The sequence below is a fragment of the Acinetobacter boissieri genome (assembly GCF_900096955.1).
Lineage (GTDB): Bacteria > Pseudomonadota > Gammaproteobacteria > Pseudomonadales > Moraxellaceae > Acinetobacter > Acinetobacter boissieri.
This window is the reverse complement of sequence record NZ_FMYL01000001.1, coordinates 1-19,322: the sequence shown is the minus strand read 5'-3', so window position 1 is coordinate 19,322 and position 19,322 is coordinate 1. Positions and strand designations below refer to the sequence as shown.

Here is a 19,322-nt window from a genome sequence, read left to right as displayed (position 1 = left end):
AACCTACTTACTGACGTTGTAGTCAGTATAAAGTCAAAGTGTACGTTTTGTTATCTCTAAAATATAAAAAGTAAAGCACACCATTGCATGAAAGTATTGGATTTAAATTTTAATCGTCGATAGAAGCCTAAACTATGCTGAGATTTGTATTTTATCAATGGGTTTAAAATGGTTTGATATAAATTTAAACAACCAAGATGGAGAAAGAATGTAGAGTTTTTTATGGCGAGGTTGGGTAAAATACAGATCTAAAAATACTATTGAGATTTTTCATTTGAAAGTTCGCCGTTTCCCAATCGCCTTGCGGTTATTTTTAACTGTACTTATGACGACACTGGTAATAACAACGGTGAGCTTAGGTGTCTTTCAATGGACAATGAAGCAAAACTTTACTAAATATGTTGCAGATGTTGAAATACAGAAGATCGATCATTTGGTTGAAAATCTTGCGGGTATTTATAGTATTTATAGTGATTGGGGCGATGCAATACAGGCACAAATTTTACAAGTCGAAGGTAAACCACAAGTTCAAGACTTTGATCAGCTGTCTCGCATGTGGTTACGCCGTCAATATGACATTGCCTATCAGCAACGTTATTTTAAAGATAATGCCATATTAAATGTGCCGAATGGCTTAGATAGTAAAGATCGCCCAACACAAAAAAGACATTTTACAGAACAACAAATTCAACAGATGGAAGAAAATTTACCTTCAGAGTATCAGCCATTTGAAGGAATAAAGTTTCCACTCTCTGAAAGTTTAAAAATATTTTCAAAACGAGAGCATCCTGAATCACCCACATTTGGGGCAGATAAACCGATGGTGGAGGATAATCCTATATTTGATGGAGGGATGTCTCTAAATAAAGAAAAAATCCTTGAAATCTCTAAGAATTTTTTTCCAATGCCAGATCATTTAGGCTTAATTAATCGGCTTGCATTATATGATGTTAATAAGCACTTTGTTGTTGGTGAGCTTCAACAGGTGAACCCAACCTATCGTCCAATTTTACTTGAAAACAAAATAGTGGGCTATTTGGGTTTGCAGCCATCATTGGCCCAAGATGATGTACTGAGTGTAAACTTCTTTAGCTCACAGAAAAAAGTATTATTCTTAATCTATATTGTGACATTTTTGACCAGTTTGCTCATTGCATTGTGGTTGGCGAATTATTTCAAACAACCAATTCAACGGTTGTTGAATGCAGCGCAAGAATTGACGAAAGGGCATTTTAAGCATCAGGTGCAAATACGCCGTAATGATGAGTTGGGTGACTTATCTACGCAAATTAATGGTCTTGCCAATATATTGAATCAGCATGAACAGTCTAGACGACAATGGGTTGCCGATACTTCACATGAGTTAAAAACGCCACTGGCAGTGCTGCAGGCTCAAATTGAAGCCATGCAAGATGGAATTCGTAAGCCGAATCCAGAGCACTTTGCAGCGATGATGAAGCAGGTGACTAGTCTGAAAAAGTTGACCCAAGATTTAGCAGATCTTGCACAAGCCGAGTCGCAACAACTCAAATGTTATTTAACGGAAGTTGATCCATGGAAAGTCGTTTGTGATGAGATTGAAAACTTTAGAACGCAGTTTGAGCAGTCTAATTTTCAAGTGACCAGTGCTGGTGAAGGAACATATTTACTGCTTGACCAAGACCGTTTTCGTCAAGTAGTGGTTAACATTTTAAGTAACAGCATTCGATATACCGAAAAAGGCGGTCAAATACATATTCATAGTATGCAAAGTGATGACGACTGGCAGTTAATTGTTGATGACAGTCCATTAGGCTTAACGGATACGCAATTAAAACATTTGGGTGAGCGTTTTTATCGTGCAGACGATTCACGTGCCCGTACAACAGGTGGTACAGGTTTAGGCCTAGCACTGTCTTATAAAATTATTGCAATGTTGGGTGGGGAGTTAACTTTTCACCATTCTCCTCTTGGTGGTTTGCGTTGTGTGATTTGTTTTTTGAAGAAATAAATGAGGAATAATCTGTGAAACATATTTTTTTAGTTGAAGATGAAGTTGAGTTAGCCAGTTTAGTGAAAGACTATTTAGAGGCTGCAGGGTTTGAAGTATCTGTATTTCATGATGGTCAAGATGCGTACCAACAATTTTTACAACGCAAACCTCACTTAATGATTTTAGATTTGATGGTACCGCGTATGGATGGTTTGACCATCTGTCGTAAAGTACGCCAACAATCTGATTTGCCAATTATTATGGTGACTGCTCGCACCGAAGAGATTGACCGTGTCTTGGGATTAAATATGGGGGCGGATGATTATGTATGTAAACCATTTAGTCCAAAAGAATTAGTCGCACGTGTACAAGCAGTACTTAGACGTTTAGAGCGAAAAGAAGAACCTGAACAAGATGATTTATTTGTAATAGAAAAGTCTCAGCAACGTATTTGGTATAAGCAAAAAGCGTTGAATTTGACTCCTACAGAATTTCGTTTATTTGAGTTGTTTTTAGAACATGTTGGGCAAGTATATTCTAGAGCACAACTTTTAGATTATTTAAACCCAGAAAGCTTCGATGTGGCAGACCGTGTGATTGACAGCCACATCAAAAATCTAAGACGAAAAATTATAGATGCCACAGTACAAGACGTACAATCGGACTGGATCCAAGCCGTATATGGTGTTGGGTATCGTTTTGAATACCCAGACCATTTTTAAGATGAACAACTAATCGCAATTTCGCTTGCATCTGTGTGTGGTGGTTGTATATCAGATGCTTGCTCTAGCGAGGGTTGTTTGCTAAATGGTGTAGCGAGCAAATCAAATAGACGTTTAACCTCGGAAAAGTCATCACATTCAGCACGTTCAATGGCGTGTTGAGCCATTTGATTTCTTAGAATATAGTGCGGGTTATGCTGTTGCATGCTTTCGTTTAACTGTGCTTGGTCTTGATGCATGCGTATGTTTTGATAACGTGTAACAAAAGCATCAAAACCATCACGATCAACACAGTCATCTTTCAACGCAGTAAACTCTTGTTCTTGTAAGCGAATAAAGCTTTGTGTGTAGTCGAATTGTTCACGCTGTAGTATTTGTAAAAAATGTAAAGCACAGTCAAAACTGTCTTTATGAAATGTTGGCAATCCCATTTTTAAGCACATTTTTTCTTGGTAATGTTTTAAAAACGTCACTTCAAAATCACCCAAGCAGGTAATGAGTTGTTGCTTAAAGGTTTCTTTTTCTGTCTCTGGTGCTAGTGGCATAAAATTATTGAGTAAAATAGATAAATTCCAATGTGCTATGCGAGGTTGGTTTTGGTAGCAGTATCGGCCCTGATGGTCTGAATGGTTGTTTATCCAGTCGGGTTTAAAACGCTCTAAAAATCCAAAAGGGCCAAAGTCGAGTGTTGAACCAGTAATGTTAAGGTTGTCTGTATTCATGACGCCGTGAGCAAAGCCAACCGCTTGCCAGTCAGCAATCATTTGTGCGGTACGCTTGACTATGGCGTGTGCAAATGCAACCACAGGTTGTTCTTGTGCCAAGCATTCAGGGTAATGCCATGTAATACATTGCATCACAAAGTCATTGAGTAGCTCAGGCGCATATTGATTAATCCATTCAAAATGTCCAAAACGTATATGGCAGTCTGAGGTGCGTAATAGCATTGCACCGGGCTCTAAAGTTTCACGTTGTACGCCTTGTTGAGAGCTGGTGAATCCGACGGCATTACTTGAAGCAATACCGAGTGAATTAAGTGCATGACCTGCAAGATATTCTCGTATGACTGAGCGTAGCACAGCACGACCATCACCAGATCTTGAATAAGGCGTTAAGCCAGCTCCTTTAAGGTGTAAGTCAATCACCTGATTATTTTTATCTAAAATTTGTGCAATAAGTAAACCACGCCCATCACCCAATTGACCTGCCCAGTGCCCAAATTGATGCCCTGCATAGACCATTGCAAGCGGAGGGAATGCATCGAAAGTTTGCTTGCCACTACAAATGTCGATCCAAGCAGATTTTTCAGCATCACTCCATTGTAAATCATTCGCCAGTGCAAGGTTGAAGTGACCGGGTTTTGCGCCATGTAATGGTTTCGGCGCTTGATGTGTATAGAGTTTTGAGTTCAGCGTATTATAGCGACTTTGAAAAAACATACAGTGGCTCTCAGAGATAGTATTTAGGTATTAAAGGTATTTTTGCATGAGGCTTGGTACATCGGTAATGAGTCCATCAACGCCCCAATGTTGTAATTCAAGTGCTCGCTCTGGCTCATTGACTGTCCAAACACTCACCTTTAACCCCGCTTGGTGTGTGTCTTGAACACGCTGACGTGTGGTGAGAGTGTTGAGCCATCCAATTTGGCAACAGCCAAGTTTTAATGCGGTATGTATCGCACTTTCGGGTTGGTCTTCAACCAATAAGCCTCGTTTGAAAGGTGAGTTTTCATGTTGTAACGCCTGTAAGACTTTCTCATCAAAGCTCGTAATAACTAGTACATCTTGCCAATCTTTTGAAAGTTTTTGGTGCAGTGTTTGAACCAAATTTTGAGCATCAATCATAGATGCAACTGCTTTAATTTCTAATTCTATGTGTGAAAAATCTTTAATAATATTCAATACTTGTTCAAGCACAGGGGTAGGTTCGTATTGATACCAATGTGGCCATAACTTACAATGGTTATGTTGTGCCAGTTGCGTTACATCGCATTTTATAATTGGATATTGTATTCCTGTGGTACGCTCTAAATCATCATCATGAATCACGACTAAGGTTTGGTCTTGTAATTGTCTGAGGTCAAACTCAACAGCGGTAATACCTAAATCTTTTAAGTGCTGGAAACCACCGAGCGTATTTTCAGGGGCTTCATTGCGTGCACCACGATGACCAATAATTTGCATAAATACACCTCAGTGTCGAAATGGGTATTAAAAATAAAATCTGTCAAAAAGTTTGCAATTCGATTTGAGTTTGTTAACAATAAAAACAAAGAGAATTGTGGCAACCCCTGCCTTAATTGTGTCATAGCATGACATCAAATCAATGAAAAAAGAGTAACGCATGCGAACACGTAGCAAAATTTGTGGCATTACTCGTTTAGAAGACGCACGTGTTGCTGTAAACAGTGGTGTAGATGCAATTGGGCTTGTATTTTATCCGCCAAGCCCAAGAGCGGTAACGCCTATTCAGGCGCAGAAGATTGCACAAGTGATTCCACCTTATGTGCAAATTGTTGGTTTATTTGTGAATGCCAGTTTGGCAGAGATTAAAGTGACACTACAGTATGTTGCAATAGACGTGTTACAATTTCATGGTGATGAATCACCAAGTCAATGTGCAACAATGGCGCAGCAGCTAGGCCGCCGTTGGTATAAAGCTATACAGGTTCGCCCTGAGTTAGATGTTCATACTGAAATACAGCGTTACGCTCAGGCGGGTGCAAGTGCGGTATTGCTCGATGCATGGCATCCAAATATTAAAGGCGGTACAGGTCATACATTTGATTGGTCTGTGTTTCCAAAGTCAAATACTCCACTCATTTTAGCAGGTGGACTGACTCCAGATAATGTAAAACAAGCCATCATAACAACAACACCTTTTGCCGTAGATGTAAGTGGTGGCGTAGAATCGGCAAAAGGAATAAAAGATCATCAACTGATTAAAGCGTTTATGCAAGGAGTCCATTGTGGATCAGCAAACGAAGATTGACTATACACAATATCCAGATGCTCGTGGGCATTTTGGTATTCATGGCGGACGATTTGTCTCAGAAACTTTAATGGCAGCGCTTGAAGATTTAGAAAATCTATACGAGCGTATGAAAAATGATGCCCAGTTTCTAGCCGAATTTGACCGTGATATGGCGTACTATGTGGGTCGCCCAAGTCCTCTTTATTATGCTGAACGATGGTCAAAAGAGCTTGGCGGTGCGCAAATTTATTTAAAACGTGAAGATTTAAACCATACCGGTTCACACAAGGTCAATAACACCATTGGACAAGCCTTGTTGGCAAAACTGTCGGGTAAGAAACGTATTATTGCTGAAACAGGCGCAGGGCAACACGGCGTTGCAACTGCAACAATAGCAGCACGTTTAGGCTTAGAGTGTGTTGTATACATGGGGTCAGATGACGTAAAACGTCAAGCCATGAACGTGTACCGTATGCGACTGCTTGGCGCAAAAGTTGTGCCTGTGACCAGTGGTTCACGTACTCTAAAAGATGCTTTAAATGAAGCGATGCGAGATTGGGTGAGTAATGTAGACGATACGTACTACATTATTGGTACTGTGGCAGGTCCACACCCATATCCACAGTTGGTTCGTGACTTTCAATCCATTATTGGTCGTGAAGCACGCAGTCAAATTCAAGAACAGGCAGGACGTTTACCAGATGCTTTGGTGGCTTGCGTGGGCGGTGGTTCAAATGCGATTGGTTTGTTCTATCCATTCTTAAATGATGAATCTGTGAAAATGTATGGTGTAGAAGCTGCGGGTTTAGGCATAGAAACAGGGAAGCATTCAGCGCCATTGAGTGCGGGGCATGTGGGTGTATTACATGGCAACCGTACTTATTTAATGAGTGATGCTCAAGGTCAAATTATTGAAACACATAGTATTTCTGCAGGTCTAGACTACCCAGGTGTAGGACCAGAGCACAGCTTTTTAAAAGACATGCACCGTGTAGACTATGTACCGATTATTGACGATGAAGCATTACAAGGCTTCAGAGATTTAACCCGTATCGAAGGCATTATTCCTGCTTTAGAGAGTGCGCATGCGATGGCGTATGTGACCAAGCTTGCACCAACCATGCGTAAAGACCAAATCATTATTGCAACGGTATCTGGTCGAGGTGATAAAGACTTACTCACCATGGCCAATATAGATGGTATTGAAATGGTTGACATGTAAAGCATGTTGAAAATAAAAAAGGTACTTGCGAGTGCCTTTTTTATTTTGGGTGGATTATGCAAAGACAAGTAATATGTACTTTAATTCGCTAACATATTGTTATTTATTTTATTTTTAGAGTGTTTTTATACAGAATTAGATGAATGATAAAAAACAAAAATATAAAAAAAGATATCTTTGATCATTGAGAAAAAAAATGAAATATTGATTAATGTACGCTTGAGTTTTTACAGGTTTTTGCTTCATTCAATGAAGTGATTTGGCTGACTGTGCAAGGCATAAAAAATAGCGTTACAATGCGTTATGCTTCAAACAACATAAAGTCATTATTCTATTGAAAACTATGCAAGGGAAATCACCATTATGAGTCGTCTCGCTCAACGTTTTGACCAGCTTAAATCTCAGCAACGCAAAGCACTAGTCTCTTATGTCATGGCTGGTGACCCACAACCTGAAGTGACTGTTGGCTTGTTACACCAAATGGTTGATGCCGGTGTAGATGTACTTGAGTTAGGTCTCCCATTTTCAGATCCTATGGCAGATGGTCCAGTCATTGCTTTGGCTGCAGAGCGAGCACTTGCTGGGGGGACGAGCACACTCAATGTCTTAGATATGGTAAAACAATTTCGTGAAACTGATTCAGATACCCCTGTGGTATTGATGGGTTATTTAAACCCGATTGAAGTGATTGGCTACGAAAAGTTTGTGACCCAAGCACAGCAAAGTGGTGTAGACGGTATTTTATTGGTAGATTTACCGCCTGAAGAAGCATACGAATTTAATCAAATTTTAAAACAACACGGTCTAGATCAAATCTTTTTACTTGCACCTACGTCAAAAAATGAACGTGTTGCCCATGTCGTTAAGCAAGCCAGTGGCTTTATTTACTATGTATCACTCAAAGGGGTAACAGGTGCGGCAACGCTAGATGTAGAAGCAGCAGCGAAACGTATTGCTTATATACAACAGCAAACAGATATTCCGGTAGGTGTAGGTTTTGGTATTCATGATGCAGCATCTGCAAAAGCCATGGGTGCCGTGGCAGATGCCGTGATTGTGGGTAGTGTATTGGTAAAGCCTTTTGCAACACTATCTATTGAACAAGCCACTTTGCAAACGATTAATAAAGTTAAGGAGCTTCGAGCAGCGCTCGATGAACAGTAAGTATGAGTCAAGAAGTAAAACCTGCAAAGGTACTAAGCCCAAATACGCCGTGGACAGAAAGATCTGTACCAGGGGTTTATGTACTGACTGAGCAAGAAACCTTTAAGTCGTCGTTTACAGAACCTACGGTTGAATGTCCTGAGTGCCATGCATTAACTACACGTACAGCTATGTCTTTTAATGCTTATGTTTGTCCGCAATGTGACGAACATTTACGTATGAAAGCACGCGAGCGTTTAAATTGGTTTTTTGACCAAGTTGATGCAGAACTTGGTCAAAACTACGTTGCAAAAGACCCACTTAAATTTGTAGACAGCAAGCCGTATGTAGAGCGTATGCTAGATGCACAAAAGAAAACAGGCGAGTCTGAGGCTTTAGTGGTGTTACAAGGCCATATTAAAAATATTGCCATGACTGCATGTGCTTTTGAGTTTGACTTTATGGGCGGCTCAATGGGTACAGTGGTTGGTGACCGTTTTGTGCAAGCTGCTGAAAGTGCGATTCAAAAGAAGCAACCTCTGATCTGTTTTGCGGCATCAGGTGGTGCACGTATGCAAGAGGGCATGTTGTCGCTGATGCAAATGGCAAGAACATCTGCAGCGATTGAAAAACTGAAAGAAGCCGGCTTACCTTACATTGTAGTACTAACTCATCCTGTATATGGTGGTGTGACTGCATCACTTGCGATGCTGGGCGATATTCATATTGCTGAACCCAAAGCCATGATTGGTTTTGCAGGTAAGCGAGTGATTGAGCAAACTGTACGTGAAAAACTAGAAGAACCGTTCCAACGTGCAGAGTATTTGCTTGATCATGGTGTAGTCGATCAAATTGTTCACCGCCATTCATTACGTGATACTGTATACCGTATTGTTGGTAAGTTGATGAACGTAAATTGAACATAGCAGCACCTTTAAGTACAGACGATCTCATGACATGGCTCAATTACTGGGGCCGTGTTCATGTTTCAGGTATAGATCTCGGTTTAGAGCGGGTTATACCTGTAGCAGAAAAACTTGCAATCATAAAGTCTCAAGCCAAAGTCATTACTGTTGCAGGAACCAATGGTAAAGGCTCAACCACCACTATTATTTCACAGATTTTAAAACATGCAGGCTACCGTGTGGGTTTGTATCAATCACCACATATTTATCGTTTTAATGAACGGGTGAAGATATCGGGTGTTGAAGCGACAGATGCCGAATTGATTGCCGCATTTGTTACGGTTGATCAAGCTCGTAGAGATTGCGATTTAACGCTATCATTTTTTGAAGCCACAACACTGGCAGCATTTTTAATATTTAAGCAACGTCAATGCGATGTTTTAGTCCTAGAGATTGGTCTAGGCGGTCGTTTAGATGTGGTGAATATCATAGACCCAGATGTTGCAGTGATTACTAATATTGGACTTGACCATGTAGATTGGTTAGGTGACACAATTGAGAAAATTGCCAAAGAAAAAGCGGGTATTATTCGACCACAGATTCCAACGATATTTGCAGGGCAACAAACATTGCCACAAGCAATACAAGAAAAAGCCAGTGAATGCCAAGCCCCTTTATATTGTTACAATCGTGACTTTTTTTACCAAGAAAATAGCACGACATGGATGTTTTCAAGCCCAGCCAACACGCTAGAGTTACCAAAAGGTAAGCTAGCAGTACACAATGCTGCTACAGCTGTGGCTGCTGTTGCGATGAGCGGTTTAAATATCAGTGATAAAGCGATTGCTGCTGGGGTATTAGAAGCAAATATTGCAGGCCGGTTTGAACTTACAGAGGTTGATGGTAAAAAAATTATCCTTGATGCAGGGCACAATCCACATGGTGTCGCCTTTTTATTACAGCAACTCAAAACTTTCTTGAAACATAATCCACAATATACTGAAGTTGTTAGCGTATTCTCAATGCTTACAGATAAAGATATTGAAGCAGTGACAGCAGAGCTTAAACCTTATATTTCATCGTGGCATATTGCGCCATTAACAGCACCACGTGCAGCACCAATTGAGCAAATTCAAGAAACTCTTGAAGGTCAGGTTGTATATGTTTCTGAAAATATTCAACAGGCCTTTCAAAAAGCATTAAAGACTTTGCCAGCACATCAGATTATACTTGTATGCGGTTCGTTTCACACTTTAGAAGCGGTTTGGGAGTCTATAACACATGTCCATGAATAATAAGCAACGTTGGATGGGCGGTATTGTACTGCTCGGTGGCGGTACATTGCTTGCTGCTTTACTATTTAAAGGGGCGCATGAAATACAAGGAAATCACACGCAAGAAGTAAAGCCAACTCAACAGTCGAGTGCTTCAAAACCACCTGTGCCTGCTAAAGTTGAAGAAATGCAGTCCCTACAACCTGTGACAGTAGATATTGAAACTGAAAAACGGCTACTTGAAGAACAAAAACGCACAAGAGAAAAAGTGATTGCAGATCAAGAGGCAAAAACACAGCAGTATCTTGCACAACAACAGCAAGCAGAGGCAGCAGCTGCAAAAAAAGCAGCTCAAGAGTATGCACAAATTAATGCACGCCGTGTAAAAGAACAAACAGCTGTAGATGTACCACCAGAAGTCACAGATAAGCCTAAGCAACAAAGTGTAGATGAAAAAAAATTAGCACTTGAGGCAAAACAAAAAGCAGATTTAGAGAAAAAATTGGAAGCAAAGAAACAAGCTGAATTAGAGAAAAAAGCGGAGTTAAAGAAGCAATCTGATGCTGCAGAAAAAGAAAGAAAGCAGCGAGCACTTGAAGATGCTAAAAAAGCTGAGCAAGAGCTAAAGAAAAAAACTGAACGAGAGCAAGCAAAAAAGGTGCATGAAGAAAAAGTTAAATTACAGCAGGCACAAGAGGCAAAACAAAAAGAAAAACTACAAACTGACTCCGATGTTCAACATAAAGTTGAACAAAGCCATGCTCAAACTCAAAATGAATTAGATCACAAGAAGAAATCAGATGCTGAAAAAGCACGTGAAATCATGAAAGATGAAAGTGATCATAAAAAATGGATGGTACAAGTTGCTTTGGCTGCTAATCAAGCCAATGCAGATACAACGATCGCAAAACTCAAAGCGAAAGGGTACAAAATTACGACTAGTCCAACATCGAAAGGTATACGCATTATGGTTGGACCAAGCAAAAGTAAAGATCATGCAGATATATTACGCAAAAAAATCCAAACAGATACAAGTTTAAATATGCCATCTGCATGGGTGATTGACTGGGTACCTTTAGAAGAACGTTAAGCGCAAATATGTAAGCAGTGTAATTAAGAAAATTGATTACACTTGTTTGCTAATGCTAGGTAATTTTTCAAAACAAGCCCAAAATAACTTGGTTTTGACAATTAAAGTCATAGTTTTTGTTCAAAAAACTTGTACTTCCAAAAACTAGCACCATAATAAACACTAATGACAAACATTTATTTTGAACTGGCCAAAATTAGAGAGTGATTCATGTTGGGAAGTCTGATCGGAGGTATCTTCGGTACTAAAAATGAGCGAGAGCTCAAACGTATGCGTAAAATTGTAGATAAAATTAACGCGCTCGAACCGACGATCTCTGCGCTCAGCGATGCAGAACTATCGGCAAAAACACAAGAGTTTAAACAGCGTTACCAAGATGGTAAAAGCTTAGATAGTTTTTTACCAGAAGCTTTTGCTGTCTGTCGAGAAGCCGCAAAACGTATCATGGGTATGCGTCACTACGACGTACAACTCATTGGTGGTATCACCCTGCACGAAGGCAAAATTGCTGAAATGCGTACGGGTGAAGGTAAAACGCTTATGGGTACTTTGGCGTGCTACTTAAATGCGTTAAGTGGCGAAGGCGTGCATGTTATTACGGTCAATGACTACCTTGCACAGCGTGATGCAGAGTTAAACCGTCCATTGTTTGAGTTTCTCGGCCTAACTGTTGGCACGATTTATTCAATGCAAGCCCCAGATGAAAAAGCACATGCCTACGCTGCTGACATCACTTACGGTACGAATAACGAATTTGGTTTTGACTACCTACGTGACAATATGGTGTTCTCATTTGCAGAAAAGAAGCAACGTGGCTTAAGCTATGCCATTATTGATGAAGTCGATTCGATCTTAATTGATGAAGCACGTACACCACTTATCATTTCTGGGCAAAGTGAAGATTCATCTCAATTATATGCTGCAATTAATGCCATTCCGCCTAAACTCCACCCACAAAAAGAAGAAAAAGTGGCAGATGGTGGTCATTTTTGGATTGATGAAAAGCAACGCTCAGTAGAAATGACAGAAGTGGGCTATGAAACTGTAGAAAAAGAACTGATTGCAATGGGATTGCTTGATGAAGGAGACACACTTTACTCAGCAACTAACCTAAACCTTGTTCACCATGTATCTGCTGCAATTCGTGCCCACTTCCTTTTCCAAAAAGATGTACAGTATATTATTCATGATGGTGAGATTGTTATTGTCGATGAGCATACTGGCCGAACTATGCCAGGCCGTCGCTGGTCAGAAGGCTTACATCAAGCTGTAGAAGCCAAAGAAAAATTAGAAATTCAACCCGAAAACCAAACTTTAGCAACAACAACATTCCAAAACTATTTCCGTCTTTATAAAAAACTTTCAGGTATGACAGGTACAGCAGATACCGAAGCATCAGAAATGAAAGAAATTTATGGCCTAGATGTTGTTTTAATTCCAACGCATCGACCAATGGTTCGTAAAGACTTAAACGATTTAATTTACCTAAATCGCAATGGTAAATATGATGCGATCGTTGCTGAAATTAAACGTATTCAAGAAACCAAAGCCCCTATTTTGGTGGGTACAGCAACCATTGAGTCAAGTGAAATTCTGTCGCATAAAATGACACAAGCAGGCATTAAACACGAAGTACTCAATGCTAAACAACATGAAAGAGAAGCCGATATTATTGCCCAAGCAGGTAGTTTAGGTGCAGTAACGATTGCCACAAACATGGCAGGTCGTGGTACAGATATTTTATTGGGTGGTAACTGGAAAGTAAAACTCGCTAAAATTGAAAATCCAACCGCCCAAGACGAAGCTAGACTTAAAGAACAATGGCAACTTGACCATGAAGCAGTATTAGATGCAGGTGGTTTGCATATTATTGGTTCAGAACGTCACGAATCTCGTCGTATCGACAACCAATTACGTGGTCGTGCAGGTCGTCAAGGTGACCCAGGTTTATCACGCTTTTACTTATCACTTGAAGATGACCTCATGCGTATCTTTGCGGGTGACCGAGTCATTGCTATGATGCGTGCCATGGGTTTAAAAGAAGATGAGGCCATTGAACATAAAATGGTGAGTCGTTCTATTGAAAATGCACAGCAGAAAGTAGAAGCACGTAACTTTGATATACGTAAAAATTTACTTAAATATGACGACGTAAATAATGAACAACGTAAAATTATTTACTCTCAACGTGATGAAATTTTAGTTGAAGAATCACTACAAAATTACCTTGAGGAAATGCATCAAGAGGTTATGACAGGTTTTATTGCTACATTTATTCCACCTGAATCGATTCATGACCAGTGGGATATTCAAGGTTTAGAAACTGCATTACGTACAGACTTGCATGTCGACTTGCCAGTTCAACAGTGGTTAGATGAAGATCGTAGACTCGACGAAGAAGGTCTAGTAAGACGTATTACCGATGAAGTGTTGACACGTTATCGTAATCGTCGCCAAAACATGGGGCTAGAAATGGCTGAAGTACTTGAGCGAAATTATACGCTTAATGCTCTAGATCGCCATTGGAAAGAACATCTAGCTGCTATGGATTACTTACGTCAAGGCATTCATTTGAGAGGTTATGCTCAAAAAAATCCAGAACAAGAGTATAAAAAAGAAGCATTTAACCTATTTGTAAATATGCTAGGTGTGATTAAAAGCGACATTATTAATGATTTGTCTACAGTGAGAGTGCCTTCACCAGAAGAAATGGCTGCAATAGAAGCACAACAACAAAATGCTGATTTGGTCTTTGAGCATGACAGTGTAGATGGATTAACAGGTGTAGTGACGCAAGATGATACTGTACAAACAGCAGAAGGTGAGTTAACTGAAGAAACGATTGCACCAACAAGTCGTAATGCGCCATGTCCTTGTGGTTCAGGATTGAAATATAAACAATGTCACGGTAAAATTTAACACAAGCCTTTACAAAAGCAGAACAAGAGTTCTGCTTTTTTACGTTTATCACAGCACGATGAATACTAAAATTTAACAAAAATTTTGCTATAGTAATACTTAATACAACAGAGATAATATGATGATGAAAATAAAACACGGTTTAGTCGCTTCTTTAATCATGGCCTCTACAGTAGCGATTGCTGCACCTACAGAACCATTTACAACAACCGTTGGTAATGTGAAAGCAGCCATGGGACCCCAATTGGCTGAGGCAACTTCGAAGGGCAATACACTTACGATTATTAGTCCACGTACAGGCATCAGCTATACTTTAGATAACACTGAAGGACGTACAGTAATTTTACAAACAGATGCGATTGCAGCTGCAAATAATGTAACTGCCAAAAAAATTATTGCTCAAAATTCAGCAGTATCTGAAACCAGTCAACTTAATGCAGAAAAAGCACTCATTGATCTGTCTGCGCAGCTGAACCCATAAAATAATTGGGTAAGCTTTCACTCAATCTCCCTCTTTACTTGTCATCTATTAGGAAAAATCATGGCGGTTGGCGATATACATATACCACACATGCAGTCAGTCAAAGGCTTAAAAATTGGAACCACACAAGCATATGTGCGATATCCTAATCGGCGAGACCTAGTTATATTCGAGTTTTCAGAAGGTACACATGTTGCTGGTGTTTTTACGCAAAATGCATTTTGTGCAGCACCTGTTCGTATCTGTAAAAAACACCTAAGTACTGAAGATACCCGTTATTTGATTATTAACACGGGTAATGCAAATGCAGGGACAGGCGAAGAGGGTATGAAAAATGCATATGCGATGTGTGAAGCAGTTGCACACGAAGCAGGTATTAAAGCCGAACAAGTTTTACCATTTTCAACAGGTGTCATTGGTGAACAATTACCTATTGAGCGGATTACTAATGCAACCCCATCTGCCCTCAAAACTTTAAATGATAATGCGTGGTTAGATGCAGCTCATGGCATTATGACCACAGATACCGTACCCAAAGGCGCATCTATACAGCTTGAGCTTGATGGTATTGTTTACAATATGACTGGCATTAGTAAAGGCGCAGGTATGATTCGCCCTAACATGGCAACGATGCTGAGTTTTATTGTCACAGATATTCCAATCAGTAAACCACTTGTACAACAGCTCTTAAAACAAGCCGCAGACCAATCTTTTAACCGCATTACTGTAGATGGTGATACATCAACCAATGACTCATGTATCTTTGCCGCAACAGGTCAAGCTGGCGGTCAGGAAATTCAAACAGAAAATGACCCAAGATACAAAATAGTAAAAGATAAACTCTTTGAAGTGATGAAACGTCTTGCTCAGCTGATTGTTCGAGATGGTGAAGGTGCAACTAAATTTATTACTGTAGATGTAAAGGGTGGTCAAAATACACAAGAATGTTGTGATGTAGCATACAGCATTGCACACTCACCATTAGTTAAGACCGCTATTTTTGCATCGGACCCTAACTGGGGACGTATATTATGCGCAATAGGTTATGCCAATATTTCTGACCTGGATGTAGAAAAAGTACAAGTTTGGCTAGATGAAGTTCAAATTTGTAAAAATGGCGGGCGGGCAGAAATATATACCGAAGAGGAAGGCATTCGTGTGATGTCAAAACCTGAATTGACCATTCATGTTGACTTGGGTCGAGGAAATGCACAAGACATAGTCTATACCTGCGACTTATCATATGACTATGTTAAAATTAATGCAGATTATAGATCTTAAAAAATAAAATAGCTAAGAAATCTTATATTTTGATATAGGATTTTTTAGGAGTGATGCCTTTTAAGTTATTGAAATGAATAAAAATAGAACAATATGTGGGGGTTGTGGTGAATAAATGTTCTATCAAATAAATAAAATGCTTTTTTTTAAATATAGCACTTGACCTAATCTCACTCCAAGCATAGAATGCACACCGTACCACACGATGTGTAGTATGAAAAAGCTGAGAATAATCGGAGCATAGCACAGCCTGGTAGTGCACCTGGTTTGGGACCAGGGGGTCGTAGGTTCGAATCCTACTGCTCCGACCAAAAATCGGCAGATATAGATACTAGTTAAATAGTATCGGTTATGCGCCTGTAGCTCAGTTGGATAGAGCATCCGCCTTCTAAGCGGATGGTCACAGGTTCGAATCCTGTCAGGCGCACCATAGTTGTCTGGTAGGTAAAGAACAACCGTTATGGTGGATGTAGCTCAGTTGGTAGAGCCCCGGATTGTGATTCCGGTTGTCGTGGGTTCGAGCCCCATCATTCACCCCAATTTACGGAGCATAGCACAGCCTGGTAGTGCACCTGGTTTGGGACCAGGGGGTCGTAGGTTCGAATCCTACTGCTCCGACCAAAAAAATACCGCTTTCAAAAGCGGATTTTTTTTGTCTAAATTTTAAGTATCTATGGAATTACAATAATAGTTACTCTACGATTATTTGCTTTATGCTCTTCATTATCATTACTGTTCATTGGTTCTGAAGCACCACGGCCAATGATTGTTATATCTTGAATATTAAACCCATGTAGGTAAAAAATTTTTGCAACGCTCTTTGCTCTAACTTCTGAAAGTTTGATATTGTATTCATTGTTTCCAATATTATCTGTATGTCCAATCACTTTAACTTTATATAATTGATATTTTTTTAACTCTTCTGCAAGTTTTATTAAATTTGACTGCTGTTGAGGTGTGATTTTTGACTGGTCAAAACCGAATAAAATACGCTCTGGTAAACCTAGGGCCCAGCCTTCATCTGTTAAGTGAAAACCTTTGCGTTCTAGCATAATTGATTGTTTGTAATTAAGACCGCCAAGCTGACATGCAGTGAGTAAGTGTGTCATAAGTATTAGAAGAGCAACACACACTATTTTATTCATGATCATTTGGCCTGTAAGGTGAATGGTGTATAAACCAATGTTCGGGAGAGTTTTTTGCTTTATACATTGCTTGATCTGCTTGAGTAATTAAATCATCGGGAGATGAGGCATGTCTGAAGTAGGCGGCTCCTATGCTAAAACTGAAAAAAATCTCTTGTTCTTTGAATATTAAAGGCATATTTTGTGTTGCCATTAATATTTTAATGTATTCATGCAGTGATTGCTGACTAGTAATGTTAGGTAGAATAATAGCAAATTCATCCCCACTTAATCGTGCAATAAAGCAATCATTTGTTAGTGCCAGTTCAAATCGAATTCCCATCTCAATGAGTATATTATCTCCAGCTAAGTGACCATATTTGTCATTAATCGACTTAAAGTCATTGTTGTCAATAAATAGCAAAACAGTAGATGTTTTTTCACTAGGTTGATTGAATATATTTATTAGGAACTGATAAAAATAACTTTTATTTGCTAAAGATGTCAAAGGGTCATGTTTGGTTTGGTAGGATAAGAGATAATTCTCATTTTGTAGTTGATTGTGCCAAGATTGTATTTCAGAGAGTAGCTCATTAAATACATGATTTAAATTGTTAAACTCATGGATCTTGTTATCTGGAAATCTTAAGTTATATGCTTTTTGCTTGCTAACAAGTTGGGCGATATGTGTAAGAGGGTAGATAGATTGCATAATAAATCGATATGTAATTCTTGTTGAAAGCCAAAGAGTTATTAGCATTGCCGTCATGCAAGTGAATATTGCAAAGAATATTGTAAATAAAAAATGTAAAGTTGATTCCGAGCTACCATAAATTTGTATAACTCCAATTTTTTCTTGATGATAAATGATGAAATTAGAAGGTTGTTTTAAAAACCATTCATTTAATAGATTCTCAAAAAAAGAAAAATCAACTTTAGACTTTGTACTGCTTTCAATTAAATTATTTTTGTTATCGAAAACATAAATAGTTTTAATGGAGTGGGTTTGGGTATATTCATTTAATACCTGTTTTAATGTTGCCTCATCTCTAAAAACAAGTGCAGGTTGAATGTGTTCACTTAGTGTATTACCCAGTAGATTGATATTTTGTTGAACATAGCTTTTCATAATAAATGTCGAAATTGAAATAAACATCAATAGACAGATTGAAAGCATAATTAAAAAAGCAATAAATTGAGATTTTCTAAAAATACTACGTAGTGATGTTTTTGGAGAAGTATTCATTAAATGCCCTCCATATTTTTTGCAAGCAACAATACACGTGGGTCAATATGGAGCTTAGATCGACTCAAAGAGTCTAAGTTTAAATTAAATGTATATTGATCTTTTCTTTTATATAAGCAGAAGATGATAAGCCCTTCACATTCGGTACTATTCATTGTAAAGGAGAGCATAAAAGGCCGAAAACTATTTTTAATAATATTATTTTGTTGGGCAAAAGATATATTTTGACTAAAAAAAATGATGTCGCATGAATTGTTATTTAAGTCTCGTTCCGAAATGGACTTTACATTAAAAGAGTATTTTTTATGTTGGATCTCTTGTTGAAAAACTAAAGCAACATCACGATCCTCTAATACACAAAACAGTGGTTTTTGAGAATTCCATTTTGTATAACTTAAAATAGCAAGTGTTAATGAGTAGGGATTATGTGTGTACCCTGCTGTAGCAAGCTGGGATAGCATTATTAAGCATATACAAACGATAAGTTGTTTTAAGTGAGAAAAAACATACATAGTATACAAATATAGTGAGCCCTAATTTTCACTATACTAAAAAAAATTTATCTAATCAGTAAATATATAGCAATAAAAGGGATTAGATAGGCGATTAATTAGACATTTATATTGATTAAGTACAAAAACCGATCATCTGAATGAGATAATTAAAGAAAGGTATTGCGTTAGGAGATTATTGATCTATAATGCGTATCCATCGGCGGTGCTGTTGAGAGAAACTTCTTGATAAACAATGGCTTAGTTGATTGGTTTGGGGTTTAGGTCTTGAATTGATTGGTTAAGGGGGTTTAGTTGGGTAGTGAAAAAAACTTTCAAAAAGCATTTGACAAACTTTGGAAACGGAGTAGAATGGCCGACCTAGCTTACTGATGACGAATCAGTTAGACGATCATTAATAGAATTGAAGAACAACTTGTGTGGATTTTTACTAAGTTTTATCACTGATATGAAATAAA

General features: G+C 38.8%; 16 protein-coding genes and 4 tRNA genes. 15 read left to right on the top strand and 5 right to left on the bottom strand.

Annotated features, from left to right (window positions below; translation table 11 throughout):
- Positions 1–274: 274 nt before the first annotated feature.
- Positions 275–1,990: a sensor histidine kinase efflux regulator BaeS gene (gene baeS / locus BLS38_RS00100; RefSeq protein WP_092746300.1), complete on the top strand. Its 1,716-nt coding sequence runs from the start codon at positions 275–277 to the stop codon at positions 1,988–1,990.
- Between the two features lie 14 nt (positions 1,991–2,004).
- Complete coding sequence (locus BLS38_RS00095; protein WP_092746299.1) at positions 2,005–2,694, top strand: response regulator; 690 nt, start codon at positions 2,005–2,007, stop codon at positions 2,692–2,694.
- Here BLS38_RS00095 and BLS38_RS00090 read toward each other — a convergent pair.
- Positions 2,691–4,133 (bottom strand): protein adenylyltransferase SelO, encoded by a 1,443-nt coding sequence (locus tag BLS38_RS00090; RefSeq protein ID WP_092746298.1) that lies wholly within the window; start codon positions 4,131–4,133, stop codon positions 2,691–2,693. The two genes, BLS38_RS00095 and BLS38_RS00090, sit on opposite strands and share 4 nt — an antisense overlap.
- Before the next feature lie 30 nt (positions 4,134–4,163).
- Positions 4,164–4,877 (bottom strand): glycerophosphodiester phosphodiesterase, encoded by a 714-nt coding sequence (locus tag BLS38_RS00085; protein WP_092746297.1) that lies wholly within the window; start codon positions 4,875–4,877, stop codon positions 4,164–4,166.
- A gap of 160 nt (positions 4,878–5,037) precedes the next feature.
- On the opposite strand from BLS38_RS00085, the gene BLS38_RS00080 reads away from it, so the two are divergent.
- From BLS38_RS00080 to BLS38_RS00020, 13 genes are all read left to right on the top strand, one after another.
- A complete protein-coding gene (locus BLS38_RS00080) occupies positions 5,038–5,685 on the top strand; it encodes a phosphoribosylanthranilate isomerase (protein ID WP_092746296.1) in 648 nt (215 codons plus the stop codon).
- Positions 5,663–6,889, top strand: coding sequence for a tryptophan synthase subunit beta (gene trpB / locus BLS38_RS00075; protein WP_092746295.1), 1,227 nt, complete (start codon positions 5,663–5,665; stop codon positions 6,887–6,889). The genes BLS38_RS00080 and trpB overlap by 23 nt, the downstream gene beginning before the upstream one ends.
- A 363-nt stretch (positions 6,890–7,252) precedes the next feature.
- Positions 7,253–8,053 (top strand): tryptophan synthase subunit alpha, encoded by an 801-nt coding sequence (trpA, locus tag BLS38_RS00070; protein WP_092746294.1) that lies wholly within the window; start codon positions 7,253–7,255, stop codon positions 8,051–8,053.
- A gap of 2 nt (positions 8,054–8,055) precedes the next feature.
- Positions 8,056–8,952, top strand: coding sequence for an acetyl-CoA carboxylase, carboxyltransferase subunit beta (gene accD, locus BLS38_RS00065; protein WP_092746293.1), 897 nt, complete (start codon positions 8,056–8,058; stop codon positions 8,950–8,952).
- Positions 8,949–10,232, top strand: coding sequence for a bifunctional tetrahydrofolate synthase/dihydrofolate synthase (gene folC, locus BLS38_RS00060; RefSeq protein ID WP_092746292.1), 1,284 nt, complete (start codon positions 8,949–8,951; stop codon positions 10,230–10,232). Before accD ends, folC begins: the two co-directional genes overlap by 4 nt.
- Entirely contained in the window at positions 10,219–11,301 is a 1,083-nt protein-coding gene (locus tag BLS38_RS00055) for an SPOR domain-containing protein (protein ID WP_092746291.1), read from the top strand. The genes folC and BLS38_RS00055 overlap by 14 nt, the downstream gene beginning before the upstream one ends.
- Before the next feature lie 210 nt (positions 11,302–11,511).
- Positions 11,512–14,220: a preprotein translocase subunit SecA gene (gene secA / locus BLS38_RS00050; RefSeq protein ID WP_092746290.1), complete on the top strand. Its 2,709-nt coding sequence runs from the start codon at positions 11,512–11,514 to the stop codon at positions 14,218–14,220.
- A 118-nt stretch (positions 14,221–14,338) separates the two neighbouring features.
- A complete protein-coding gene (locus BLS38_RS00045) occupies positions 14,339–14,701 on the top strand; it encodes a hypothetical protein (RefSeq protein ID WP_092746289.1) in 363 nt (120 codons plus the stop codon).
- A gap of 60 nt (positions 14,702–14,761) precedes the next feature.
- On the top strand, positions 14,762–15,982 hold the full coding sequence (argJ, locus tag BLS38_RS00040; RefSeq protein ID WP_092746288.1) for a bifunctional glutamate N-acetyltransferase/amino-acid acetyltransferase ArgJ: 1,221 nt from the start codon (positions 14,762–14,764) through the stop codon (positions 15,980–15,982).
- Positions 15,983–16,216: 234 nt separating this feature from the next.
- A tRNA-Pro gene (locus tag BLS38_RS00035) sits at positions 16,217–16,293 on the top strand.
- A 42-nt stretch (positions 16,294–16,335) separates the two neighbouring features.
- Positions 16,336–16,412: transfer RNA gene (locus tag BLS38_RS00030), tRNA-Arg, on the top strand.
- A gap of 33 nt (positions 16,413–16,445) precedes the next feature.
- Positions 16,446–16,521, top strand: a tRNA-His gene (locus tag BLS38_RS00025).
- A gap of 5 nt (positions 16,522–16,526) precedes the next feature.
- A tRNA-Pro gene (locus BLS38_RS00020) sits at positions 16,527–16,603 on the top strand.
- Between the two features lie 50 nt (positions 16,604–16,653).
- On the opposite strand, the gene yfiB is transcribed toward BLS38_RS00020, so the two are convergent.
- Genes yfiB through yfiR form a run of 3 tightly spaced genes read right to left on the bottom strand, consistent with a single transcriptional unit; the run spans position 16,654 to position 18,813 of the window.
- Complete coding sequence (gene yfiB / locus BLS38_RS00015; RefSeq protein WP_425283431.1) at positions 16,654–17,133, bottom strand: outer membrane lipoprotein YfiB; 480 nt, start codon at positions 17,131–17,133, stop codon at positions 16,654–16,656.
- Positions 17,120–18,352 carry a diguanylate cyclase DgcN/YfiN gene (gene dgcN / locus BLS38_RS00010; protein ID WP_092746287.1) on the bottom strand — a complete coding sequence of 411 codons (1,233 nt, stop codon included), beginning with the start codon at positions 18,350–18,352 and terminating at the stop codon, positions 17,120–17,122. Before dgcN ends, yfiB begins: the two co-directional genes overlap by 14 nt.
- On the bottom strand, positions 18,352–18,813 hold the full coding sequence (gene yfiR, locus BLS38_RS13315) for a regulatory sequestration protein YfiR (RefSeq protein WP_425283440.1): 462 nt from the start codon (positions 18,811–18,813) through the stop codon (positions 18,352–18,354). Before yfiR ends, dgcN begins: the two co-directional genes overlap by 1 nt.
- Positions 18,814–19,322 lie beyond the last annotated feature (509 nt).